We start from the raw sequence: 25,788 nt of genomic DNA, 5'->3' as shown, positions 1-25,788 counted from the left end.
TATGAAAATGGAGGGTTATTAAAATGAGTGAACAAATTCAAGCTTTAGTTGATATACTGCAATATGCAGGAGTGATACTTATTACAATTAGTTTAGCGATACTCATATATAAGCTAATAATATATAAAAATGACTATGATAAAAGAACAATCTTAATGCAGGGAACAACAAAATTGGTATTAGGGGCTTTAATGCTAGGTCTTATGCTAAGTTTAGCAGGTTTCTTACAAGATATAATTGTAAATATGGGTACAACAGGAGGCTCTGAATTCAAATCATCAGAGCTTAATTTTGTTAAAGATTTAGAAGATGAAGATAGTTTCCTTGCAAATGGAATAGCTTTCTTATTAGATTCTATAACTAAATTTATTTTTTCTGGTGATGGATTTGTACAAGAAAAATTACTAGGGACAAAGACATTAGAAGAATTAATATTTGCAAAAGATTTAAATATATTTACAAAAGAACAATGGTCACATCTAGTTTTTGGATACGGAATAGTTCAAAAAGTAGCTTATGTCTTACTTATATTAATGGTATTCTTTACAGCTGTAAGAGTTATAAAAGGTTCAGTTGATGAAAGACAAGAGATAGACACAAAGGAAAGTTTACAAAGATGGGTTTTTGTTTGCCTAATAATAGCAGGAGGTCCAGTTTTAGTTAATGGGATAATAGTCTTTTCAAATTTTTTAACATCAATTTTAAATGAGTCTTTTAGCCATGTAACAATGTCTAATTCTATATTAGATGAACTTAAAACTGGAAATGTTTTAACTACAGCGATAATAAAAGTTTATTTCGCTTATTTAACATTGAGAGTAAATATTGTTTTTATGGTTAGAACATGGGTTTTAGGTATTATGTTTGTTTTTACACCTGTTGCTTCTGCCTTATGGGGAATTAACAAGAACATAAATGCATTTGAAATCTGGTTTGGAGAGATATTAAGTAATGCAATAACAGGACTATGTTACTCTATAGTATTTGTAGTATTTTCATTGTTTTTCTCAGCAACTTCATCACTACTATTTATTTTAATAGGTCTTACTTTAACTATAAAATTATCTGATGTCTTAAGAAATTCTGTACAGGGATATTTTGCTAAGTTATCTGGAATAGATGAATATGGAGAAGCTAGGCGATTTACAAAAGGGACTCTAGGAGCAATATCAGGTATGGTAACAGCATTCAAAGCTTCTACAGCAGGAACAGCAGGAACATTGGAAGCTTTAGAAGGTCTTATGGGACATGGTGATAAAGAAGGTAATTTTAATAAAATGGCAAAGATGGCTGATAGAGCAGTAGATGGTGGAATAGGAAATAAATTTAATAGAGGAAATGATCCTGCGGAAGAGCAAAATAGATATGATGCAGATATGGAATCAAGCTATGGTGATATAGGCTTAGATGATAATATAAACTCTCTTGATGATAATAATATAAAACCTTTAGATAATATGGAAAATGAAATACCAAAAGATGATGATTCATTAGAAAAAAATAGTGGTACTAGTGATGATGAGTATAACTTTGGAATGGATAAACTAGATAGCTCAAAAAATGGAGATGAATTGAAGAAGAATATAGAAACTATTCCAGAAAAAGAACCAGATATTGCGTTCAAAAACCCTAGTAACGCTGAAAGAGCTATTCAAGGTATGTTCTTCAATAACTTATCTAAGAAAGACAGTTATGGTAATAAAGATGATGGATTTATATTCTCTGCAATAAATGATAAAAGAAATATGGGGCAAGTAGAGTCAGCTAGAATTGATACAATAAATTCAATAGCTGGAAATATAATGGAGAAACCAGGTAATAATTTAGATATAACACAAGCAACTGGAAAAGCTGAACAAATTTTTGATACAGCTATGTTTAACAGCAGTGTAACTGAACCTGACAAAGAACATTTTTATGAAAATATTTCAAAAGGTGACATAGATAGTGCATCTAAATTTTTAGCAAGTAGCAAGAAAGACAATAGCCTAGATTCTTTACTTAAGGATAGCTTATAGAGTTAACATAGTTAACTTTTTTATTTAAAGGGAGGATGAAAGCATTGTTTGAAAAGGGATTAGAGTTAGTAAAAGGTATTGCTAAAAATAAATTTAAAAAGCTAATGTTTAAAATAATGGTTCCTTATGGTGCTTTTGTTGTATTAATATTAATATTATTATCTGCAACTTTTGAGCTATTTACAGGCGATAAAATAACTCCTAATTTATCTTCTGAAGAGACTAAAGAAGTTCAAGCTTACATAGATGAGAAAGTAGCACAATATACATCTAAAGATTATTATTTTTTAGATAATCAACATTTATTAAGAGCTGAACATGTAGAAAAGTATTTGAGATTTTTAGTAAGCAATAGCCAAGTATCTGCAAAAAGTAGTGTTAAGCAATTGAAGAAAAAAGTTGATGAGATAGTTGATAAGACCTTAAAACCTGATTTGAAATATTCAGAATCTCAGATAATAACAAGGCGATTTTATAAGGAAAAAGTAGGAGAAGGTGATGATGCTAGATATGTAGAAAAGGTTGATGAAACGGTTGATACAATATATCTATTAGATTATGCAAATTCAATTTATAATACTAATAAATATATATATGAAATAAAAACAGAAACTACAACAATAGATTCTGATGAAAGAATTGAGATAACAAAACCAGTTTTATCTACTCAAGAAAATGAAGGAGAACCATATGACCACTTTAGAGAAATATTAATTAAAGAAAATCATGTTGGTGAAAATGATGTTGATATGGTTATTGGAATGATTATAAATTCTGGTTCAGATAAAAAATGGAATTGGCTATTTGGAAATACTCTTGCACCATATTATCCAGGTGGTGGCCAATGGGGAGAACTTGTAGGGGTTCCAGGAGAATTAGCATCATTCTTTGATGAAGCATCTCAGTTAACAGGTCTTCCAAATTGGGTATTAGCTGGATTTGCAAAACAAGAGAGTAATTTTAACCCTAATTGTCAGTATGGAGGAGCATATGGAATAATGCAATTTCAAAAGTATGATACTGATGGAAGTGATATATGGGCTGAACATATGAGAAAAGGCATGGGTGATTTATTTAAACAAGCAGGATATTCTTTTTCTAGTTCAGAGCAAATGTGGGGTATTTTTTTAAAAGATGCAAGAGCTCAGATAATTGCAGGTGCATTTGAGGCAAGATTCTATTTTAACTATGCTTTATTTAGATTAGAAAGTATGACAGGAATAGCTTGTCCAAATAAAAAGAATTATAATACCAACGAATATGTCAATCAAATAAAGTGGGATAGTGATGAAAATGATCCTAAATTTAAAGACCTTTTGAGAAGAGCATTTGTATTATATAATGTTGGACAAGGAAGGGGTATGTCTGTAAATTTAGATAAAGCTCCTCATGACTATCCAAATAAAGTTTATCATTATGCTATAGAATTTAGAAATACAAGTATATCAGGTGGTTCTAGTTCAGAAAAGGTTAATAGGATTATTTCAATTATGAGAAAGCAACTTGGTAAACCATATTTGTGGGCAGCAGAAGGACCTAATTCTTTTGACTGTAGTGGTCTTATGCTATATTGTTTCAATCAAGCAGGAGTTAAAGGATTGCCTAGAACTTCTAAAGCACAATGTGCAGCATCAACACCTATATCATTTGAACAACTACAACCAGGTGACTTTGTATTTGTACATGAAAAAGGCCAATCTTTAACAAATCCTTGGAATGTGCATCATGTTCAAATGTATATTGGAGGAGGAAAAGTTATAGAAGCTCCAGAATCAGGAAAAGATGTTAGAATAACAGACATGAGAAAAGGGCCTGTGAGTTATGGTAGATTTCCTGGTTTAAAATAAATTGTTGTTTAAAAGGTATTCCAATTATGGGATACCTTTTTTTATTATAAAAAACTGAGGTGATTAATTTATGTTTGTTGCTTTAACAATAGCTATAGCTTTTTTAGGAGTGCTTATTTATGCTTCTGTTTTAAGTACTGAAGTATCTTTGATTCTTGATGAATTGGAAGAAGGAGATATATAAGTAAAGTGAGTAAAATTAATTATAATTTTGGGGGGATTTTAATGAATTTAGCATATAAAATGAATAGTGAAATAAAAAATGAAAACAAAATATCTGGAAAAGATATTATTTATGAACAAATAAAATTAGGCAAAAAAATAATACTAGTAAATACAGAATCTGCGAAATTTAATGATATAAAAGATGTTAGAGTAGTACAAGTTGATAAGAATAAAGAAATAATAAATCCATTGCAAATTTATTCAACAATAAAAGATTTTGATATATTTTCATTTGGCACTCATTTAAAAAAGATACAAAGAATGTATTGTATTTTAGTAAGTGAATACACAGAAGAAGAATTAACTAGTTTAGATATATTACTAACTAAATTTTATGAATATTTTGGAATAGATATAAAAAAGTGTACAAAATATAAAGAAAATGAATACCCTATTTTATCTGATTTTCTAAATTATTTAAAATATATAGAAGGAACACATAGAATGATAAACTGTATGCAATCTCCAAATAAAGAAAAGGTATTTGAAGTATTTAAAGAGTTAAATAGTATTAAAGACATATTAAACATAAGAATAAATGTTATAGACACAATTATTTCGAAACTTAATAAAATAATAGATAATTATGGGTATTTACTAAATATACATTCTAATATAAATCATGTACACAATAATAAATTTATTGCTTTTAATAAATTAAATTTAGTTGATGATGAAAAAATATTAGGTGTTCTATTACTAAATATTCTTACTTTTATTAATGAAAATTATTTGTTTGGAGAAAAAAATGCTGAATACTTAATTGTCTTTGATAATTCAAATGAAATATTTTCTTTTATAAAAACAAGTATAGGAGATATAATAACATCTTATGTTGGAGAAATATTAAATACAGCTGATCCAAATTTCATAAGTTTTTTATTTATAAAGACTAAGATGTCAGCTTTTTTTAACTTTAAAAATAAATTTTCTCTTATTAGGACACAAAATATAGAAGATTTTTTAGAGCAAAGCTAAACAAGTATTATAAGTAAGCACTTGAAAGGGGATGTTATTTTGCTTGAACCAGAATATGGGAAATATACTTTGCTCAGTTTTATTATGGGCTGTGCTCTAATTTTTGTTACAAAATTTACATTTACTCCAGAAAAATTTAAAATAGTATATTCAATAATAGGAGCTTTACTGTTTTTTTATTCTTTAGCTTCAATTTTATTAGGATTATTACTGGTCAAAATAGATGAAAAAAAGATAAACGCTATAGAACAAATAAAATGGAAAGTAAATATTGTATTGCACAAAAAAGGCTTAAAAATGACAGATGATATCTATATGTATAATATAAAATATGTGGGCTCAAACTATATATTTTTAAAATTAAATTACTTGCAGAAAGTTAAATTATTTTCAAATATAGATATAGAAAAAGAAGTAAATTATATATTAGAAAAAGTTGAATATCATTTTAAACACAATGTTGTAGAATTAGACTATAGAAGATTATGTGAATACTCACTTGAAGAAATTTACGAAAATAGTATTGAATTTTTTTGTGATGAAGAGGGAGCTTATGAGGCATTAATAAATATATATAATGAGACAATTTTATCATTGAAGGATTCTAAAAGCTTTGGAAACAGCACTATCTTAAATGAAAATGACTTACTTGATAAAGAGGATTTGATTACTTTTTTGATAGATAATAAAAATATAAAAATTATTATTTCTAAATTGTATTGTGCAGAAACTATGAATGCATTGTATTTTAAGATAATAGAAAAAATATTATCAGAAGAGTTTTCTAAAGTACGAAATATTTATTTATAAGGAGTCTAATATGAAAGATTGTATTATAGCAGTTGCTTCAATTATATTTGGTATTACCTTATATTTGATAGATTCAAAAACATTTTATGAAGCAGGAGATTTATTAGTTGTGGCTATATCTGAAATAGATATAAAAAGAATAGTAATGCCTTTTATGATCATTATTCTTTTACATATTCAAATAAAAAATTTAAATTAAAAATAAAGTAATAAAAACATAGATAAGGTATTTTTCAATACTGAAACCCAATAATAGAGATAGTGTTTAGCAAAGGCAACATCAATTACACTTGATTTGTTTTAGATTTATGTTTTTTCAATCTAAAATAAGTTTAATTATCAAGCATCCATTTGGGGTGTTTTTTAATTTTGATACATTTACATTTATATTGAAGGGAGAATAATTATGAACCTTAAAAAAAGAATTCTATAAATTTTGTATCTAAAGAAATGGATAGTATTATATATAAATCAAAGGGATATATTTCAGAGAATATTAAAGACATAAAGAAAGGTAGCTCCTATAAGTGGTTTAAGAAAGTTTTTATTTTTATATCAAACAGATAGCTGACTTATAGTTATATTATCATTTTATTAAAAAATAAAATGATAAATTATTGGAGGAATATAAATCATGAATGATGATGAAAAAACAGTTAAAGAAAATACATCTAAGAAGCATAGTATAATTGATTATATAAAAGTTGCTATTCTATTAATCTTTCTTATGATTTTACCAGTACTAACAGATCCTAAATCATTTGCTAACATTGTTGGGGTGCAAATTTTTGTGATATTAGTTTTAATAATAAATATAGTGATGAAGAATGATAGATAAAATATAAGTTATAAAAACACATATGCAAATATACATGAATATGAAAGTGAGACTATATATGACATCTAGTAATAGATGTCATATACAGGTTCATTTTTTGGTTTTTCATAACAAATTGAGGTGGCTTAAAGCCATCTCACCCCTATATTTTACACATTGAAAAAGTATCTATATTAAGAGCTTTTTTATTTGAATAAAAAAACTTAGCTAAATATTAATGAAGGAAGATAGAATACCTATCTTCCTTTTTACTTTATAGATAAGAATTTGTATATACAAGATATTAGTATGTAGGGGGGATCATGGTGGAAATAAAAAAAGACGAGTCTGATTATAAAACTATTAAAGAAAAAGTTGTTTGTGAACAAAAGAGTATATTTCAAATACTGAGTAGTATAGGTACAAGGATCAAGGAACGTATAGAATATTTTTGGATAGATTTTTTGGATTTTATTAAACCTGTTTTTTTTTCAGCATTGGCTGTGTTTCTATGTTTAGTACTTCTTTGCATAAATAAAATTATGGATAAACGAGCGACTTTTCTTAGGGATGATAGAGACATCATAAACAATATGGTAGTAAACTTAGCACATACTGCTTGTTCGTTTTTTGAGGGAATATTAGGGTTTTTATTATGTTTGGCAGCTGTACTTACATTTATAACATTAATTTTGTGTATAGTTAAGAAAATTTTAGATTGAAAAAGGTGAGATTTATATGAAAGAAAAAAAGAAAAATATTGATTTAAGTAAGGACAAAAAGAAGAGGTGTTTGTCAGAACGTCAGAGAGCAATTATTGAATGTATAATAATTTTATTTTTAATTTTACTAGGGCCTTTACTGGGTAGAAAAGCAATAGAATACATATCTCCCCTTATGCAAGAAAAAATAATAGAAATGATTGAAAAATCTTAAAGGTACTTAGCTAATTCATGATTTATATGAAATAAATTTCTTTACAACAAGTATATGTGTTAATAAAAGCATTTTCTAGAGATGCTTTTTTATATATATTTTAAAACTTAAGGAGGATATACATGGAGAATTTATTATTTCAAAAAGAAAAAAGAAAACAAAGAAATACTTTTTTAGAATCCTATATAGGACAAAAAATAATGTGTATAGAAAGACATCTAAGAGAAGTATTAAATAATGAATCTGGTATGGATGAAAATGTATCTAAGGCTATTTGGGTAGTTATTGCAGTATTTTTAGGTGGACTGATGTTAGCTTGGGCAACTGGAGCATTACAAGATGTTATTTTACCAAAAGCACAATCTACAATTGTAAATATGTTTGGATAGGATTTTATATTATGTCTTTCAATAATATTAGTTCTAATAGCATATTCAGTTATTTCTATGATTTAAAATTTCTGCCAACAGGTGAAAAAATTGTATTAAGCAAAGAACAAAAAATGATATTGCTTTTAATAGAATATTTATTAATCATAAGCCTATTTAAACATATTAATAATATAGCATTAATAATAAAAGGTTTTTTATATGCTCAAATATTAATCTATGCTAGTTATGTAGATTATAGAACAAAATTAATACCTAATAAAATACAGGTATTGATATTATTTGTATCCTTTATAAAAATGAATTTATATTTATCTATAATAAATTTATTTTTATTTGCGTTACCTCTTTATTTATCAGCAATATTGAAAAATGGAAGTATTGGAGGAGGGGATATAAAGCTTATGGGAAGTAGTGGATTTTTAATTGGGTTTAAAGGTATAGAAGTTTTAATTTTTATTCTAATTAGCTTAATCTTGGCATTTGCAATCAATCGTGATACATATAAAAATGGTATTGCTTTAGCACCTTACATTTCTGTAGGGTGTTTTTTATCATATTTATTATAGGAGGAAAAATATGAAATTAGCGACAAAAAGAATAATAATTGGTTGTTCTGCATTACTAATAGGTGTATACATTTGTTTTGTTTCTCCATATTTACAGAAAATGAAATCACAAACAACCTTTGTTAGAGCAACACAAGAAATAAAAAAAGGAGAAAAAATAAGCTCCACAAAAGTTAGGGAAATTAAAACAACAGATTCTGAGAGTTTACCTCAGACAAGTATTAAAACAAAAGATAGTGTTGTTGGGAAGTATGCAATAACAGATATTAACAAAGATGATAATGTGTTGACTACAAAGATTTCAAAAAATCGTGTGGCTGAAAATGAATATTTATATGGATTAGATGGTAAGAATCAAGCCATATCTTTTACAATAAAAAATTTTGCGGCTGGACTATCAGGAAAGCTAGAAACAGGAGATATTATATCAATTTTAGCTGCTGATTATGGAGAAGATAAAGAAACTCTAAAACCTGCTGAGTTGCAATATGTAAGAGTATTAGCTGTTACTAATGCAAAAGGTTCTGATAAGAATGATGAAAAAGTACAAAAAGGAAATGAAGAAGAAAATGAGCTTCCGACAACTATTACAGTGCAAGTAAATGATATCCAAGCTAAGTTACTAGCTACGCTAGAAGAAAATAGCAAAATGCATGTAACACTAGTGTATCGTGGTACAACTAATAATGCTGAAAAATTTATAAAAAAACAAGAAGAAACAATAAATTTATTGGCATCAAGAAACATGACTACACCAATAAAAGAATAGGGGAATAGAAATGAAAGGTAAAACAATTGCTATTTGGGGAAGCCCAAGTTCAGGTAAAACTACTTTTAGTATAAAGTTAGCAAAAAAACTAGCAGAGGAAAAGAAAGATGTAATTTTAGTTTTTTCTGATTTAATCTGTCCTTCAATAAATACTATTTTACCGAATGAAAAAATTAAAGACAAGTCATTAGGAAATGTGTTGTCAGCTCCAATTTTATCAGAAGAAGTAATTTTAACAAATTTAATAAATGGGAAAAACAAATATATAAATATACTGGGATACAAACAGAGAGAAAATGTATCAACCTATGCACAATATAATATAGAAAGGGTATTAGAACTATTTAGAACATTGGAAAACATGGCTTATTATATTATTGTGGATTGTACAAGTTATTTTTTTACAGACTTATTGACATCTACAGTTCTAGAATACTCTGATACTATTTTTAGGCTTGTAGAACCTAGTTTAAAAGCTATATCTTATTTTGATTCTAATTTACAATTGTTGATGTTACAGAAATTTAAAATAAATAAACATATAAATGTGTTATCAAATTTCAGGGAAGATGAATCAGTAAGGGAAGTAAAAGAAATATATAGAATAAAATACGAATTACCTTATCTTGAAGAAATAAGAGAGCAAACTCTATCTGGAGATTTATTTCAGGAACTTAGTAAGAAAAAGAGCCAATACAACAAAACTGTTGATGAATTAGCCAGTACCTTAAAAAATGAGGATGATATAAAAAAATGTAAATTATGGAGAAATAAATAATGGCTTTTGGTGATAGACAAATTCTTAAAAATTTCTTGAATGAAGATAAGGAAGAAAAAGAATTTTCAGATGTATTAAAGGAAACTCAAAGTTATATTTTAGATAAATGCTTTTCAATTATGGCAGGAAAAAATATATTGGAGCAAAGAGAATCAGTAAGACCATTTGTTGAAAAATTTATTGTTGATTATTCTTATAAAGTAAAAGGATTATCTGAGAAAGAATTAATTGATAAATTATTATCTGGAATGTTAGGATTCGATTTTTTAGATAACTATCTTTATAGAAATGATGTTGAAGAAATAAATATAAATGAATGGGATTCAACTAGAATTACGTTTAAAGATGGGCATAAGGAATTTACAAAAGAATCATTTAATAATCCAAAACATGCAATAGATGTTATTAAAAGAATGTTACAAATGTCTCATATGGTATTTGACAATGCTCAACCTGGTGTAAGAGGACATTTATCAGAGAGAATAAGGATAACAGCTCTAGGGTACGGTTTAATTGATGAGAGTAAGGGTCTTGCTGTATCTATTCGTATTATAAACCCTCAGAAGTTAAAAATAGATGATTTTATAAAGTTTGGTACAGGAACAGTAGAAATATTTTATATCATGCAGAGACTCTTTAAATATGGAGCAAGTATGTGTATAGTAGGACCAACTAATTCTGGAAAAACAACTCTTCTAGATTCATTAGTCAAAGAATCTGTAGATAATGATGATAGAGTAATAACAATAGAAGAAGATGTTAGAGAGTTTGATATGGTCAAGAGAGATGAAAATGGTAAGGTAATAAATGAAGTAATACACCTAAGAACAAGACATAGTGATGACCCTAAGCAGGATATAGACCAAGAAAAATTATTGGAGTTTTCTCTTACAATGAACCCAGATTACTTAGTGATTTCTGAGATGAAAGGTAGAGAAGCATTTGAGGTACAAAAAGCTGCTAATACAGGTAATCCTTTTATTACATCTATACATGCAAACTCTTGTATTGATGTTTATTCAAGAATGTTAGATTTGTGTAAGACAAAGTCAAATATGGACGATGATACTCTAATGAAAAATGTAACTAAAGCTTTTCCTATTGCATGTTTTGTAAAACAATTGAAAGATAAATCAAGAAAAATAATGGAAATAACAGAGTGCATTGTTCATGAAGATGGAAAACGTGAGTTTAAAACATTATTTCATTTTGTTAGAACTGGTATAAAACTTGAAGGAAACAAGAAAGTAATCACAGGATATTTTGAAAAGGTAAATAATATTTCTGAGAATATTCAAAAACGTTTACTTGAAAATGGGATTACAGAAAAAGAATTAAATAAAATGTTAAATTATTATGAAGTATCTGATTTATGTAATTGAAAGGAGGTTTTTTAATGGGATTCTCAAATATATTTTTGTTTTTAGTGATTACAGGAGGGATATTTACATTATTGAATATATCTCCTATTGAATTTTTAAGAGAAATAGTATCCATATTTGAAAGAAAGCAAAAAGCACCTTCTATTAGTGATAAAGTAGAAATTCTAACAGGCAAAAAGAAAGAGAAGGGAATAAAACGCTTAATAAAAGATACTAGTAATATCTTAGAACGGACTCAAAGTAAGGGAAAATTCTCAAATATATGTATCATTGCTATTGTATTAATGATAGTAGGGATATTTCTAGCACTTAGCATAGGCAATCTATTTTTAATACCAATATTAGCATTTGGATTTGGGATGTTGCCATTTTTATATATAAAGATAACTGCTAATTCATATGAGAGGCAATTAAATGATGAGTTAGAAAGTGGTTTATCTATGATTACAAATTCTTATTTAAGAAATGAGGATATAATACTAGCTATAGAGGAGAATATTGACTGTTTTAATCCTCTTTTAGAAAATATATTTAGAAAATGTTTATATAAAATTAAACTATCTCCTGATATAAAAGAAACATTAGAAGAATTAAGAGATAGTATTGATAATGACATATTTGTAGAATGGGTAAATAGAGTTATACAATGTCAAACTAATAGAACACTAAAGTCTCCACTTAGAGCAACTGTAAGTAAGTTTTCAAATGTAAAGATACTAAATGAAAAAGTAAATAGTAAATTAATGGGGCCAGCAAAAAGTTTTTTAACTATGACATTTATATTATATGGCTCAATTTTTATGTTGAAATTTTTAAATATAAATTGGTTTAAAAATTTAATGTACACATTACCAGGACAAATTTCTATTTGTATTACTGTTTCATTAACGTTTTTCTCCATTATACAAATTAGTAAACTGATAAAACCAATTGATTATAAATCAATAAATGAATAAGGGGGGTGATTAATTGATACTATTAATTTGTTTCTCTTTATTTGTATTTAGTATTTATATGATTTTAGCTGGAATACTAAATATGCCAGGAGCAAGATATTCAAAAACTGTATCATCAGTTATAAATTCAAATAAAAAAAAGAAAACATTAGATGATTTAACTACGAAAGTAGCAATGAGAGTATCAAAATTTGTAAAGATTAATGAGTATAAAAGAAAAAAACTATTATTGACCTTGAAATCAGCTAATATAAACTTAACTCCAGAAACTTATATTGCAAATGCTTTTGTAAGTTCTTGTGTTGTTCTTTCTCTTACAATTCCAACTTATATAATTTATCCAAAAGGATGTATTATTTGGATGGCTCTTTCTATTTATTCTATTTTTCAAGAGCTGAAAAGAGCAGATAGAATTGTTGCAGATAAAATAAAAAGAATTGATTATGAACTTGCAGAATTTGCATCAACATTAGCAATAGAATTAAGTGGAACTAGAGATCTTTTATATATAATTTCTGAGTATATAAAAACAGCAAATGAAACATTAGCTGAAGAACTTAAATTTACGTTAGCTGATATGAAATCTAGCTCTCAGAAAGAAGCTTTAATTAGATTTGAAAGTAGAGTTAATAGTTCAAATTTATCAGAAATAATAGTAGGGCTAGTGGGTGTATTAAATGGTAATGATGAGATTATGTATTTTCAAAAATTGGCTACTAAGTTAAATGATTTAAAATTACAAAGAGTGGAAGCTATTGCGAGTAAAAGACCAGGTAAAATTGGAAAGTACACAATGCTTATGCTTGGTTGTCTAATAATGAATATGTTTGTTGCTTTAGGCATTGAAGTTTATAAATCCTTAAACAATTTCTTTTAAGGAGGATTGGGATGAAAAAAATATTAAAAAGCAAAAAAGATTTATATCAGCCTATAAGAAATGAAAAAGGAGCTATAGACGAATCTATTTGGATTATAATAATAATATTTATTGTAGCACTTTTAGTTGGACTTGTAATTAATGTGTTACCAGTTATCATTGCAAAGAGTCAATTAAACCACTATGCAAATGAGATTGTTAGAATTGCAGAAATAAGTGGCGAGGTTGGAAAAGATGTTGATAATGAAATAGAAAAATTAAATAAGAGTATAGTTGAGCCAGACAGAATTGAATGGTCAACAAAGTATATAAATGGAACAAACAAAGTCCAGCTCAATGAAGAAATAAAGGTGACTGTAAAAAAAACAATGGATTTAAGTTTCTTTGATTTCGCTTCTTTCCCAGTACCTTTGGTTTCAAATGCGACTGGAAGGAGTGAGGCATATTGGAAATAAAGAACATCTTAAAAAAAGAAGATGGTAATGCGACCTCTATAGTAATATGTATAATTGTTGTGGTTATTATGATATTCTTTTGCATTTGTGCTGAATATTTAAGATTAGCACTAATAACTAAAGGTGTTAGAGATGCTTTTGAAAAGTCTCTTATTGCTGTAGCTACAGAAAATTATGATGAAACATATCCATGTCTAAGAGAAGGATATGGTGCTGCATATCAATTAAATAAAACTGATGAATGGAAAGAGAATGTTGATAGAGGAGAGGTTGAGAATAAACTGAAAGAAGCATTAAAATTAACTGAAGAAGAAGGATATTACATAAAATATAATGATTCAAATGTTGAGTATACGCTTTCAGACTTAAAAGTAGAAGTAACCAATAGACAACTGGCTCCAAATGATAGCAGTAAAGTTAAAAAGTATGAAGTAAGAGGTTCAGTTATTTTAAAAATACCTCCTTCATTTGGATTTACAAGAGCAGAGACTACAAAAATAAATTTAGATTCTGTGTCAGGGTATACTCCTTTATTTTAAGGTTAAACTATTTAAAAATATAAAATAATTTAGTAATTAGATATTTATGGTAAAGAGTGGTATAATATTTTTAGCAAGAAGAAAAATATATAATTTATTAGAGTGGAGTTCATACAAACAAAAGAAATAACCTCCGAAAGAAAGGAGGTGTAGGTATGAACGAATTTTTACTTAATATTTTCGCTGGTGTTATTGCCAGTTTAATATTTTGCTTACTTGGCAAAATATTTACAAAAGTAAAAGGCCACTCTGTGCGATGAACTATACCCACTGTTTTATACAGTTAAAACATGTAAAAGTAGTTATAAAGTACTAGTGTCAATCATTAGTACTTTTTTTATTATATTCATATAATTAATATCTATATTTTAAAGTTTACTATCTAAAAAAGAGCGCGTCAAATAAAACCCTAGATATTTAAATTTTTTTAGAGCCACTTAAAATAAATTATGCTATCTCTGTACTTAAATATTTCCTAAATTCAAGTGGAGACATAGAATTTAATCTCCTTTGATATCTAAAATTATTATAGTAATATATATAATCATCTATTGCTTTGACTAATTGTTCGTATGTATCAAATTTCCTTAAATAGTACATTTCCACTTTTAAAATTCCCCAAAATCCTTCCATAGGAGCATTGTCAATACAATGACCAACTCTCGACATACTTTGTATCATGCCTTGTGTTAAAAGTTTTGATTTAAACACCCTGCTAGTATACTGATAGCCTCTATCACTATGAAAGATAGGTTTTGCATTTGGATATACTTCTATTGCTTTATTAAAAGTTTCGAATACTAAGTTATTGTTATTTGATTTTCCAATAACATATGAAACTATGCTTCTATCACCTAAATCCAGAATTGCACTTAAATAAGCCTTTGTCCCATTAGTTAATTTAAATTCAGTTACATCTGTTAACCATTTTTGAGAAGTTTTATCTGCACTAAATTTTCTATTTAATACATTTTCAGCAATTACTTCTGGTGTACATTTAACATAACTAAATTTCTTTTTTCTACAAATAGACCTTAAGCCTACGGCTCTCATTAGCCTGTACACTCTCTTGTGATTGACATTAAGTTTATACTCTCTGTTTAACTGCAAGGTCATCCTTAAAGAGCCAAAAACTCCATTCTTTTCTTCATATATCTTAGTTATCAAAGTTGCTAATTCAATGTTTTCAAGTTCTAAATTACTTTTATCTCGATTGAGCCATTTATAGTATCCAGAACGATTTACTTTAGCGATTTCACATAATTGCATAAGCGAAGCTTTTTTTTCATTGAATAAGGATTGAATAGCTTTATATTTATTTTCATTCTTGGATAGTGTAATTACCACCCTCTTTCTATGTTTTTTAACTTTTTTAAGAATGCATTCTCCAGTTGTAATTTGTGTTTTTCTGCTTTTACAATTTTCAATTCCAACTTTATTTCATCTAATTGAGTTAACTCATCTTCTTTTTTTGCTTTACCTCTTCGGTCTTCTAAACCAACTATACCATTTTCTTTATATTTAAGAGTCCATCTTCTAACTTGGCTGTATGAAACAAAGTATTTTTTTGCTATTAAATTGTAATTAAAATCATGCTCAATACAATCTTTAACAATTTCAACCCTTTCATCTAATGTTGTTTTTCTAGTCTCCATAAAGAGTCCTCCCTTCGGGGTTTCTTTTATCTCCTTATGAAGATTATACTCCTTAACCCAAGCTTTTAGTGGATTAACAGACCTCATTTTATATTTTTTTGCTATTGTGTCATAAGAACCTTCGTCATTTAGATAATCTTCTATAGCACTTAACTTAAGCTCTTTAGAATAGTATGATTTATGATTTTGTTTAATTAAGCCATCATTTCCGAAAGTTTCATAACTTCGCATCCACTCTCTGAAAGTACGCTTCCCAATATTTAATTCTTCCATTATTTTTATTACTGACTTTTCACCTTTTAAATATGATTCAATCGCTTTAATTTTTTGTTCTGATGATACTTTAGTTTTGGACATAACAAAACCCTCCTAGTTTTAGACAGTTTTACATATTTCAACTGTCTCCTAAGAGGGGTATAGTTCACGAAAGAGTGACCTAAGAGTTGAGTTTAAATTTATGTTTAAACTCAAAAAATAATCATTTTTAAAGAACTCCACTCTACAGCAAAATAGATTGTAATTCTTCTTGCTTTTATTATATCACAAAAAGTTAAATTTGATACGATTTTATATCATATCTTTTTTATTTAATTCTAAAAATGAAAAAGTATATAGTAATTATATTTCTAGTCAAATATATTTTTTTTATTAAATTTTATATAACTTTCAATAGTGTCATTGAAGCTATTATCTAATAAAAGACATACGAAAAAATGCACCTTTCTATTTAAGAAAGATGCCAAAACCATTATAATATGTATATTTGAATATAGTTTCTTAATTATTATTATAACATTAATCGACATCTTTTACATGTTCAATTATGTCTTCTATATTGCAATCAAATACATCACAAAGTTTATCTAACATATCAATATCAATTCTTTTAATCGTTTCATTGTAGAGAGCAGTAATTGTGCTAGGTCTAATACCAGTTTTTTCACTTAGTTCTATTCTAGACATTTTACATTTACCAAGCAATTCTGATATTTTTATTCTGATCATTTAAAATCCCCCCCAATAATTAATAATAAATTAATTATACTTATTCTAAAGAAAAATATCAATAGGAGTGAATTATTAACGCTAGGAGTGAATTATTAACGTTAGGAGTGAATTTTTATATTAGGAATTATTGACTTATGGTAAAAAATGGATTATCATCTAGATATAATAAGTAATCACTCCTATGAACTAAATCAAAAGGAGTGAAATAATATGAAATTTTTAAAGATAATAAAAAAAAATAAACTATCTATTTTAGTTGTAGCTTGTATCGTAATTGGATGTGCTGGAATTTTTAGTATAAGTACACTAGGCAAGAAGGTATCTAAGGTCTCACAATTAAGTTCTAATAAGATAGAAAATAATGAAAATTCTAATAATGATAACTTAGAAAATAGAAGTGTAAACGTTCCAACTATTGATTTAAGGGATAATGTAAATACTATACAAGAAGAAAAAGATAGAAAGGATTCTGAGAAAAAGAATAAAGTTCAGAATATAGATAATATAACTAACAATAATACAATTAAAAACAATAGACCTACCAAAGGAGAAGTTCAGAAAAAAAGTGAACCAAAACCAAAAATTTCAAATAATAACAAGTTAGTTAATCCAGAAGTTACTAAGGATTCTGAAGACAATAAAATAAACAAGCCTAATAAGCCTGAAGATAATTCAAATAATCAAGAAAAACCATTAGACAAAGATGATGGGTTGATTGATGTACCAGGATTTGGACCTAACAAACCAACAGAAAGTCATGGAGAAAGTGGAGAATCTGATGGAGACTGGGATAAAATTGTGGGAGATATGTAATTCATATTAAGGGGGATAATTATATGAAAATTAGTAAAAGATTATTGGCATTGGGAATGTCAGTAATGATATTTGTAGTTGGTTCATCTAATGTATTTGCTTTGTCATCTATAGGTAAAATTCAAGGGAAAGATAAATATGAAACAGCAGCTCTTATTGCAGACAAGCAAAGTTATACAACAGCAATTATTATAAATTCAGATGATACACTAGCAGATGGTTTATCTGCAAGTGGGTTGGCAGGTGTGGAAAATGCTCCAATATTATTAACTAAAAAAAATAGCATTCCAAGTTCAACAGTAGAAAGATTAAATAAAGTTAAAAAAGTTTATATAATTGGTGGAAAAAGTTCAATAAGTGAAGAAGTAGAGAAAGTTCTTAAAGAAAAAAATATAGAGATACATAGAATAAGTGGAGAAGATAGAATAAAAACAAGTTATAATGTGGCAAAAGAGATAAATAATAAAATCAAAGTGGAAAAAATCATGTTAACAAATGCTTATAAAGGTGAACCAGATGCAATGAGTGTTTCTCAAGTAGCTGTCAGAGAGAAATCTCCTATAATACTTACCAATGGAGAAAGTGTTCCTTTTGATCCAAATGGAATTAAGTGTTTTGCTATAGGAGGTCTTTCAAGTATAAGTAATTCATTAATAAAATCTACTAAAGCTACAAGAATAGGTGGAATTGATAGATATGATACTAATTCAGAAGTTATAAAGTATTTTTATAATACCTCTAAAGAATTCTATATAGCTAGTGGAGTTGATTTAGTATATTCACTTGTTGGTTCAACAATATCAAAGAATACTCCAATAGTTTTAATTAATAGTGGTAGTGATAAATCCATACTAAAAAATGCTAGTAAAATAACATTAATTGGGAATTTGGATGAGAAAGTTATAAAAGAAGCTATAAACGCAGTAAATGGTAAATCAAATGAGCCTGATTCAGATAAAGAAGTAGTAGATGTACCTGGTTTTGGCCCACAGAATCCTACAGAAAGTCATGGAGAAGATGGTAATTCTGATGGAGACCCTGATAAGATAGTTGCAGATATGTAAATATAATATTTAAAATGTTTATAAAAAGTTATGAGACTTATAATCTCATGACTTTTTTTATTTGGGGTAATTTAAGGAGGTCTAAATATGAAAAAAAAATTTATTTCAATTATAATTTGTATACTTGTAGTGATTACTTCTATAACAAACTCTATCGCTGATGGTGATGGAAATATGGATGGAGGAGGTGGTGGAACTGGGGGAGGTGGAACATCACAAAATAAATGGTCTTCAGGTGATGAAGGTGTAAGGATTACAATAGTTGATGCAAAAACTCAAAAAAGAGTTAGTAAGTCTATTGATTTGACTAATAGAGATCCTAAAGTGAAATTTCATTTTGGAAAAACTAATAAAATTGAATATCGAAATGGACGTCAATTAAATCTTTCTTCAACAGGATATGAATATATAAAGCCTACTAATAAGCTTCCTGTCATTATATCAAGTAATAAATATGGAAAGAGTGATATAAATAAGATAAAAAGATATTTTTGTAATGATTGGACTCAAAAACTTATAGCAAGTAAAACAAATATAAAATATGAGGACATGATAGGTGGAGAATATAAATTGCTTCTAGAACCTATAGCCTATTTTACATTTGGTGGAAATAAGATGGCTATGACAGCAACTGAGGCTGCATTGTATAATAAAAAACTTGGTGGTAATAAACTAAGAAATAAACTAGCAAGTATATCACATAAAAACTTACCTCTTTCTATGTTTTTAGAAAACGATGATTTAGGTTTCAAAGCTTGGAAAGGCATTTCAGATACAGATAAAGCAAAGGCAAAGGATGATGATACAATAATTAAAATGCTAGGTTTAGGTATAGTATACTTTAATAATGAACCAAAAGAAGATGATGAAGTTGTAATTCCTCCAGTAAAACCACCTAATCCAGAAGAACCATCTAAACCAGATGAAGGTGGTCAAAGTGATTATGAGTATAGGACAGATACAGATGTTATAACTTCAATAAAGATAAAAGGATCTAATCGAACACCTAAAAATCCAGTTAAAGTGATTTTTAATATTAAGGGGAAAGATTATTCTATGAATAACATATATCTTCCCAAAAATGGGGGAGAGCAATATGCTTGGGTTAAATGGCATACTCCAAAAACTCCTGAGAAAATAACTATTAAAGTAAGTTCAAATGCTACTACAGATAAAGCAACCATAATTGCAAATGTAGTTGATTTAAAAGAAAAAGTTCCGCCAGATCCTAAAGCAAAAGACAGGAATGATAATTTTAAAACTCCAAATTTACCTAATCCATATGTAAAAACTAATACTACCTATGGGGAATGGGATTGTTATTGGGTTCCACATTGGGTATATTATTCAGATGGTGATGGAGGCGGAGAATGGGTAGATGAAGGATGGTATGAATGGAAATGGCTAAGTTACAATGTTTCTTTAACAGCTAATATGCAAGTTAAAGCTGATTCAAAAGTACCTACATCTAAATCTGATAGAAAAGAAATGAAATCAGGATATGGGTTTAATATAAATGTAGATTCAAAAATGAATTATGATGCTCCTGAAACAAGTTTTACTGGTGCTCAGAACGTAAATACTTTATATCCTGAATTTAAATATGAAACATATAACAGAGTTTTACAAAGGATTCAAAATGGTTTAAGTTCTAAATTTGAACTAAAAAATAATAAGTACTCTACATATAATCAAAAAGCTCATTTTACACCTATTTGGTATAAAGATGGAGCATACAATGTTTATGGGCAAGTGATGGATGTGTGGACACCTGTTGGTGAGTTAAGAACAAATGTTAATAATGCCATGACAATAAAAGGAAATCTATTTCAAGATTGGCATATAGGACCACTTAAAGATTAATTTTTAAAAAATAGAATTAAATATATTTAAAAAACAAAAAAGAGAACTTTATGTATTAGAGTTCTCTACTTTTGTTTATATATTATTTATATAATTAAAGCTACCTTTTTAAAATATTTATGTTTTATGCTAGTCCACAGTTACATAACAAAAGCATTACTCTGTGCAAGCAAAACTCTACCACTTGTTCACCATATTTTTTTATGAAACTTTCCATCTGAGTATCAATAAATAGATAGTATTCTTTTATACTTGCTATATATGCAGTCATTATATGAATACATTCATCTGCTTTATTTCCAAACACAGTATATCCCCCCAATAAATAAAAGTAATAATAATACCAGCCATTAAATTTAATTATTTAAATATGCTTATATGTTCCTATATAATATGAATTCACAATATTATGATACTTTGGATTAATAATTTTTACAAGTGGATATGTAAAACTGGATATTACAAATGTAAAACTGGTTATATAGTAAGCCGGAGGAAATTTCAATCAAATAAAAACAGATGCACAAAAATCTCATGGAAAAGTATTTGAGGTTGTAGATGGAGAAGTTGTTGTATGGGACTATATAAAAGAAATCCTTATGGAGTATAAGAGTTATTTTATCCAATCCAAATTATGATAATATAATATTAAGCAGATATTATATTTTAGTAAGAGAGGGATGAATTAATTGAAACTTCAGTTTGAAAGATGGTGTGAAGCAAATAATGTTAAAGGGGAGACTTTGAAGTTATTTAATGAAGGAGTTATATGTTATAAGATTGGAGCATATAGAGCTTCATTTATAATGACCTATCTAGGTTTTCAACATGAGTTAAGAAATAGAATTGTTACATCTCATAATAAGCCAGATAATATAAAAGATAGTTATTGGAAGCAAATAATAGAAAAAGTTCAAGATGATAATAGTTGGGATACAGAAGTATTTAATATAGTTAATAGAACAAAACCTGATAACATATTTTTAATAGATGATGATATTAGAAAAAAATATGATTACTGGAGAAGTATAAGAAATGATTGTGCTCATGCAAAGGGAGAAATTATAAGCAATCCTCATATAGAGTCATTTTGGCTATTTATAGAATCAAATTATAATAAGTTTGTTATTAATGGAGGAAAAGCAGGACTATTAGATAAAATAAGAAATCATTATGATATAAGGTATACTGAACTAGATAAGGATTTAAATTATATAGTTGATAATATACTATCTTCGGTTAAAGTGGAAGAACTTCAGATACTATTAGAAGACATATATAACATGTTTAAAGAAAATGATAAAAGTAGGGTGTTTAGTCGTGAAAACCCTAAGCATGGTTTTTGGCATTGCATCATTCATTCAGAAAGTAAAATCCTGAGAGATGCTATGATGAATTTTGTAAAAAAAGACAAAGATTTATTTATTGAATTTATAAGCTATCACCCTGAACAAATATCAACTTATTTATCAGATAAAGCTCTTGCTAGAAAGATTTGGACAGAATGGATAACGGACATGTTTAGATTTTTTATGTGGGTAGATATGGACGGATTTTTAGAAGAAGGAGATAAAAGTAGTGTCTGGATATGTGTTAAGAAGTTGCTTGAAGAAAATATAATACCTCAAAACGAAATTAATAATTTTTTAAGTTTAATATGGTCAAGAAAAGGATATCCTGGTTCTGTGCCTTATAATATGGTTGAGCTTATGTATAATTATCAATATTTTAATGTAATGAGAATGGTAATATTTGATCCTATACATAATACAACTCCCCTGAATGATTTAGATAAATATTGGTATGCTTTAAAAGGTATTATAGTAAAATTAGGTATAAAGGACAATGAAATAATATTATTAGAAAAATTGTATAGAGAAGTTCCACATGGAGAAGTTTATCGTGGTCTAGATAATTTACTAGATACTAATAAAGAATTTAGAACACAATATATAGAGGTATTAAAAAAACATAATATAGAAGTACATAGTAAAATTAAGCAAAAAAATAAGTAGGTTTATTCTACTTATTTTTTTGCTTAATTTTATTTATATAGTACTAAAGTAAAAAATTAAATTGTACGAATTAAGATTTATATTTTATGGAGGGTAATATGGAAACCAAAAATACAGGAATGATGATTTCAGTTGAAGGTAATATTTGTTGTGGAAACAAGAAGCTTATTTTATCTATAATAAAGAATCTTCCAACTGATAAGCAAGTTTTATTTTTAACTAAAGATAATATGGAAGTATCAGGAGACAATATAGCTATTAATTATAAGTTTGATGGCGAATATAATGAGTTTCAACTTAAGATTAATGATGATACATTATCTTTTTATTCATTAGAGAATTTATTGAAAGCAATAATTAATGATAAAGAAGATGAAATTATATGTATAGATGCTACAGAATTTCAAGATAGTATTGATTATAAAAAATTAAAAATTTTAGCAGAAGAATATTCCATTTTAATGTTTGTAATTACTAGAAGAAGTAAACAAGAGTTATTAAAGTTAATACAACAAAAAGAAAAGGCAAGAGACATATACCTAAGTTTAATTTTATATATTGATGAGTATAGTTATTCCTCAAAGAAATTTCTATATACAAGGACTAGAAACACCTTTAAATGTGAACAAATTGAATTTGATAGTGATGAATGGATGTATGAAATAACAACTATTATAAAAGAAATAATAGGTTGGTAGAATACAAAGAAGTAAAAAGATATGTATGTTAAATGTAAATATCTTATATCAAAAGAGGATTAGACAACATCTAAGGAGGGAAAGTTTATGATAGGTTCTAAAGGAAAATTAGTTGCATTAGGTATAAGTGCGACAATTGCCACTAGTGCTTTATTAGTGACATGGAATGGTAGTGGAATAATAGAACAAGCTAAAACAAAGCTAACAGAAATGAAAGAAGGAGTATCTTTATTAAAAGAAGGAGAGAAAAATTTAGTAGCAAAAGCAAAAGAAATAAAAGGTCAGATAAGTACTTTAGAATCAGAAATAGCTAAATTAGAAAATAATGGTAGGACAAGTTCTATGGCATATAGAAAGGCTACAAGTGAATTAGCGAAGGCAAAGGAAGAACTAAATAAAGCTAATAGTGATGCAAATAGGATACAAGAAGCTTTATCTAAATATACTCCAATTAAAGGGCATATTGCAGGTTATGCTGAAGCTATGAATGATGATTATGTTTTACCAGAGTTTGGAAGCGAAAATTATGCAAGAAAATTAAAAGGAATAGATGATATAAATGCAGTAAAAGGAAGCTGTTTACTGAAAGATAATAACATGTTATTAGTATTAAATAAATTTAATAATAGTACAAAGGCTGGAAAGACTATATTTCAAAAGGTGAATCTTAATGGAACAGAGGTTTGGCATAAGGAATTAAATAATACTAGTGTAAGTAATATAAATCTATGCAAAGCAACAAAAGATGGTGGAGCTTTAATACTTGTTACTTCTCAAGATAAAAGCTTAACAAGTTCGCTAGGAAAATTAACAACAAATACAATACACATAATAAAATTAGATTCCCAAGGTGAAATAGAGTTAACAACACAATTTGATAGTGGAGATACAATGGCTGAGACAATTGAAAATGTTATAGAACTTAAAAATGGGAACTATCTATGTGTTGGTAGTATGTCAGCTGGTGCTTATTCAAGGGTTCTATGTATTGATAATACAGGGAATAAACAATGGGAATCTAAAATAAATGGTAATGGTGGGAATGTTAATATTGGAAATGCAATAGAAATGTCAAACGGAGATATAATTGTGGTAGGTTATGCAAATAAAACCTACGATAGTATAACTTCTAGTACAGCTTTCCCTTTTGCTACAAAGTATACAAAAGATGGGACAAAGTCATGGACAATTAAAATAAGTGATGATTACACTTATTATAATGGAAATAGTTCAAGACCAACATGTGTAGTTGAAGAAAAAGATGAGAAATGTGTAATTTATGCAGTAAAAACAATCAGTACAATAACGACAGATGGAACAATAGAAAGTACAATCCCAACTGAAGATTTAATAGGAAATAAGTATGACATTGCATTAAACAATGGTGATATATTAGTATCTAATTATTTTAGTAGCATAATGGTAATATCTTCAGATGGTACTTTAAAGAAAACCATAAAACCTCAAGATGATTTAAAAATAACAAATATGTCTTTATTAGCTGGGAATAAAGTGGCTTTTACTGGAATGACAGGCACTAATGATGATAGTTATACTGGATATATGGGAATATTTGATTTGGATGATGATAATTTCCCTGCATTAACAGATTAGGAGGAAAAGTATTATGAAAAATCTTAAAAAGCTAGCTGCATTAGGCATAGCAACAGCATCTGTTTCTGTAATCGCAATGACTTACACAGGTGGCGATACAGCCAATAATATTATAAATACATTACTAGGATTGGATAATGATGCAAATCTATTATCAGAAGGAGAAACAAAGCTAATAGCAGAAGTAAATAGATTAAAAGAAGAAAGAGCTAAGTTAACTGAACAATATAATGAGCTAAAAGGAAATTCTGGTGGTGAAGATGATTCCACAGACATTACGGTTATAAATAATGAAATAAGTAAAGCTAATGATGACTTGGCATCGGTACAAGACATACTAGATGGAATAACAACAGGAGTTACACATGTTGATGGATATTCTGATGTGATAAATGATACAAAATAAAATAATGAGGATATTATGTATGATGGATAAATCTAATGTAAAAGAAATAGTAATAAAAATAGTGTTTCAAGATGAAAAAATGAAACATGAAAAATTGATACAAGAGTTACAAAACACTTGTGAACTAAAAAAATTACAAAAAATAAAAGTAATTGATAAAAATAAAGACGACTTTGTAAGTCGTTTTTTTAATGGGGAAAAAAGTAAAGCAAAAGATTATAAGATTGATTGTTTTGTATAGTGATAGAAATCTATAGTATTAAATTTGGAAAATTCAATATTACTAAGTATTGATTAAAGATCCTAT

Annotated in this window: 29 protein-coding genes; 25 read left to right on the top strand and 4 right to left on the bottom strand. The window is 27.5% G+C overall.

Features of this window, described 5'->3' with window-relative positions; translation table 11 throughout:
• The first annotated feature begins 23 nt into the window (after window positions 1-23).
• From ACTG48_RS21265 to ACTG48_RS21185, 17 genes are all read left to right on the top strand, one after another.
• The gene (locus ACTG48_RS21265; RefSeq protein WP_021382308.1) at window positions 24-2,018 is read left to right on the top strand and encodes a hypothetical protein; all 1,995 of its coding nucleotides are present in this window, start codon (window positions 24-26) and stop codon (window positions 2,016-2,018) included.
• A 44-nt stretch (window positions 2,019-2,062) separates the two neighbouring features.
• The gene (locus ACTG48_RS21260) at window positions 2,063-3,865 is read left to right on the top strand and encodes a C40 family peptidase (protein WP_021382309.1); all 1,803 of its coding nucleotides are present in this window, start codon (window positions 2,063-2,065) and stop codon (window positions 3,863-3,865) included.
• A gap of 225 nt (window positions 3,866-4,090) precedes the next feature.
• Window positions 4,091-5,068, top strand: coding sequence for a hypothetical protein (locus ACTG48_RS21255; RefSeq protein WP_172693328.1), 978 nt, complete (start codon window positions 4,091-4,093; stop codon window positions 5,066-5,068).
• A 39-nt stretch (window positions 5,069-5,107) separates the two neighbouring features.
• Entirely contained in the window at window positions 5,108-5,878 is a 771-nt protein-coding gene (locus tag ACTG48_RS21250) for a hypothetical protein (protein WP_479918815.1), read from the top strand.
• A gap of 10 nt (window positions 5,879-5,888) precedes the next feature.
• Complete coding sequence (locus tag ACTG48_RS21245) at window positions 5,889-6,077, top strand: hypothetical protein (protein ID WP_172693326.1); 189 nt, start codon at window positions 5,889-5,891, stop codon at window positions 6,075-6,077.
• 435 nt (window positions 6,078-6,512) lie between these two features.
• A complete protein-coding gene (locus ACTG48_RS21240) occupies window positions 6,513-6,716 on the top strand; it encodes a hypothetical protein (protein ID WP_021382315.1) in 204 nt (67 codons plus the stop codon).
• Window positions 6,717-7,021: 305 nt separating this feature from the next.
• Complete coding sequence (locus ACTG48_RS21235) at window positions 7,022-7,417, top strand: hypothetical protein (protein WP_154106800.1); 396 nt, start codon at window positions 7,022-7,024, stop codon at window positions 7,415-7,417.
• A 16-nt stretch (window positions 7,418-7,433) separates the two neighbouring features.
• Window positions 7,434-7,631 (top strand): hypothetical protein, encoded by a 198-nt coding sequence (locus tag ACTG48_RS21230; RefSeq protein WP_172693325.1) that lies wholly within the window; start codon window positions 7,434-7,436, stop codon window positions 7,629-7,631.
• Window positions 7,632-7,753: 122 nt separating this feature from the next.
• Window positions 7,754-8,020 carry a hypothetical protein gene (locus tag ACTG48_RS21225; protein ID WP_021382318.1) on the top strand — a complete coding sequence of 89 codons (267 nt, stop codon included), beginning with the start codon at window positions 7,754-7,756 and terminating at the stop codon, window positions 8,018-8,020.
• 11 nt (window positions 8,021-8,031) lie between these two features.
• The gene (locus tag ACTG48_RS21220) at window positions 8,032-8,589 is read left to right on the top strand and encodes a prepilin peptidase (protein WP_021382319.1); all 558 of its coding nucleotides are present in this window, start codon (window positions 8,032-8,034) and stop codon (window positions 8,587-8,589) included.
• A gap of 10 nt (window positions 8,590-8,599) precedes the next feature.
• Complete coding sequence (gene cpaB / locus ACTG48_RS21215) at window positions 8,600-9,358, top strand: Flp pilus assembly protein CpaB (RefSeq protein ID WP_021382320.1); 759 nt, start codon at window positions 8,600-8,602, stop codon at window positions 9,356-9,358.
• A gap of 10 nt (window positions 9,359-9,368) precedes the next feature.
• The gene (locus ACTG48_RS21210) at window positions 9,369-10,136 is read left to right on the top strand and encodes a CpaE/TadZ family protein (RefSeq protein WP_021382321.1); all 768 of its coding nucleotides are present in this window, start codon (window positions 9,369-9,371) and stop codon (window positions 10,134-10,136) included.
• Window positions 10,136-11,518 carry an ATPase, T2SS/T4P/T4SS family gene (locus tag ACTG48_RS21205; RefSeq protein WP_172693324.1) on the top strand — a complete coding sequence of 461 codons (1,383 nt, stop codon included), beginning with the start codon at window positions 10,136-10,138 and terminating at the stop codon, window positions 11,516-11,518. The genes ACTG48_RS21210 and ACTG48_RS21205 overlap by 1 nt, the downstream gene beginning before the upstream one ends.
• Before the next feature lie 14 nt (window positions 11,519-11,532).
• Window positions 11,533-12,474, top strand: a complete 942-nt coding sequence (locus ACTG48_RS21200) for a hypothetical protein (RefSeq protein ID WP_172693323.1) — start codon at window positions 11,533-11,535, stop codon at window positions 12,472-12,474.
• 13 nt (window positions 12,475-12,487) lie between these two features.
• On the top strand, window positions 12,488-13,351 hold the full coding sequence (locus ACTG48_RS21195; protein ID WP_172693322.1) for a secretion protein F: 864 nt from the start codon (window positions 12,488-12,490) through the stop codon (window positions 13,349-13,351).
• Between the two features lie 11 nt (window positions 13,352-13,362).
• Entirely contained in the window at window positions 13,363-13,806 is a 444-nt protein-coding gene (locus ACTG48_RS21190) for a DUF4320 family protein (RefSeq protein ID WP_172693321.1), read from the top strand.
• The gene (locus tag ACTG48_RS21185) at window positions 13,797-14,345 is read left to right on the top strand and encodes a hypothetical protein (protein ID WP_172693320.1); all 549 of its coding nucleotides are present in this window, start codon (window positions 13,797-13,799) and stop codon (window positions 14,343-14,345) included. Before ACTG48_RS21190 ends, ACTG48_RS21185 begins: the two co-directional genes overlap by 10 nt.
• A 447-nt stretch (window positions 14,346-14,792) precedes the next feature.
• Here the strand turns inward: ACTG48_RS21185 and ACTG48_RS21180 are convergent, their stop codons facing one another.
• From ACTG48_RS21180 to ACTG48_RS21170, 3 genes are all read right to left on the bottom strand, one after another.
• Window positions 14,793-15,692 carry an IS3 family transposase gene (locus tag ACTG48_RS21180; protein WP_235684371.1) on the bottom strand — a complete coding sequence of 300 codons (900 nt, stop codon included), beginning with the start codon at window positions 15,690-15,692 and terminating at the stop codon, window positions 14,793-14,795.
• Window positions 15,686-16,357, bottom strand: coding sequence for a helix-turn-helix domain-containing protein (locus tag ACTG48_RS21175; RefSeq protein ID WP_172693319.1), 672 nt, complete (start codon window positions 16,355-16,357; stop codon window positions 15,686-15,688). Before ACTG48_RS21175 ends, ACTG48_RS21180 begins: the two co-directional genes overlap by 7 nt.
• A 438-nt stretch (window positions 16,358-16,795) precedes the next feature.
• On the bottom strand, window positions 16,796-17,005 hold the full coding sequence (locus tag ACTG48_RS21170; RefSeq protein ID WP_021382327.1) for a helix-turn-helix domain-containing protein: 210 nt from the start codon (window positions 17,003-17,005) through the stop codon (window positions 16,796-16,798).
• A gap of 213 nt (window positions 17,006-17,218) precedes the next feature.
• Between ACTG48_RS21170 and ACTG48_RS21165 the strand changes: the two genes are divergently transcribed.
• The 3 genes from ACTG48_RS21165 to ACTG48_RS21155 all read left to right on the top strand — a co-directional run bounded on the left by ACTG48_RS21165 (window position 17,219) and on the right by ACTG48_RS21155 (window position 20,748).
• Window positions 17,219-17,821: a hypothetical protein gene (locus tag ACTG48_RS21165; RefSeq protein WP_172693318.1), complete on the top strand. Its 603-nt coding sequence runs from the start codon at window positions 17,219-17,221 to the stop codon at window positions 17,819-17,821.
• 23 nt (window positions 17,822-17,844) lie between these two features.
• Window positions 17,845-18,885, top strand: coding sequence for a cell wall-binding repeat-containing protein (locus ACTG48_RS21160; RefSeq protein ID WP_172693317.1), 1,041 nt, complete (start codon window positions 17,845-17,847; stop codon window positions 18,883-18,885).
• 87 nt (window positions 18,886-18,972) lie between these two features.
• Window positions 18,973-20,748 (top strand): DUF8193 domain-containing protein, encoded by a 1,776-nt coding sequence (locus tag ACTG48_RS21155; protein WP_172693316.1) that lies wholly within the window; start codon window positions 18,973-18,975, stop codon window positions 20,746-20,748.
• A 124-nt stretch (window positions 20,749-20,872) separates the two neighbouring features.
• On the opposite strand, the gene ACTG48_RS21150 is transcribed toward ACTG48_RS21155, so the two are convergent.
• The gene (locus tag ACTG48_RS21150; RefSeq protein ID WP_021382331.1) at window positions 20,873-21,055 is read right to left on the bottom strand and encodes a hypothetical protein; all 183 of its coding nucleotides are present in this window, start codon (window positions 21,053-21,055) and stop codon (window positions 20,873-20,875) included.
• 382 nt (window positions 21,056-21,437) lie between these two features.
• Here ACTG48_RS21150 and ACTG48_RS21145 point away from each other — a divergent pair, with 382 nt between their 5' ends.
• From ACTG48_RS21145 to ACTG48_RS21125, 5 genes are all read left to right on the top strand, one after another.
• Window positions 21,438-22,763, top strand: coding sequence for a hypothetical protein (locus tag ACTG48_RS21145; protein ID WP_021382332.1), 1,326 nt, complete (start codon window positions 21,438-21,440; stop codon window positions 22,761-22,763).
• Window positions 22,764-22,861: 98 nt separating this feature from the next.
• Window positions 22,862-23,461: a hypothetical protein gene (locus tag ACTG48_RS21140; protein ID WP_102822231.1), complete on the top strand. Its 600-nt coding sequence runs from the start codon at window positions 22,862-22,864 to the stop codon at window positions 23,459-23,461.
• Between the two features lie 87 nt (window positions 23,462-23,548).
• Window positions 23,549-25,075, top strand: a complete 1,527-nt coding sequence (locus tag ACTG48_RS21135; protein ID WP_172693315.1) for a coiled-coil domain-containing protein — start codon at window positions 23,549-23,551, stop codon at window positions 25,073-25,075.
• Between the two features lie 13 nt (window positions 25,076-25,088).
• Window positions 25,089-25,481, top strand: a complete 393-nt coding sequence (locus ACTG48_RS21130) for a hypothetical protein (RefSeq protein ID WP_172693314.1) — start codon at window positions 25,089-25,091, stop codon at window positions 25,479-25,481.
• 19 nt (window positions 25,482-25,500) lie between these two features.
• A complete protein-coding gene (locus ACTG48_RS21125; RefSeq protein WP_146026533.1) occupies window positions 25,501-25,722 on the top strand; it encodes a hypothetical protein in 222 nt (73 codons plus the stop codon).
• The last annotated feature ends 66 nt before the right edge of the window (window positions 25,723-25,788 follow it).

The sequence above is a fragment of the Clostridioides sp. LIBA-6822 genome (genome assembly GCF_056688955.1).
This window is presented reverse-complemented; position numbering and strand designations above follow the sequence as displayed.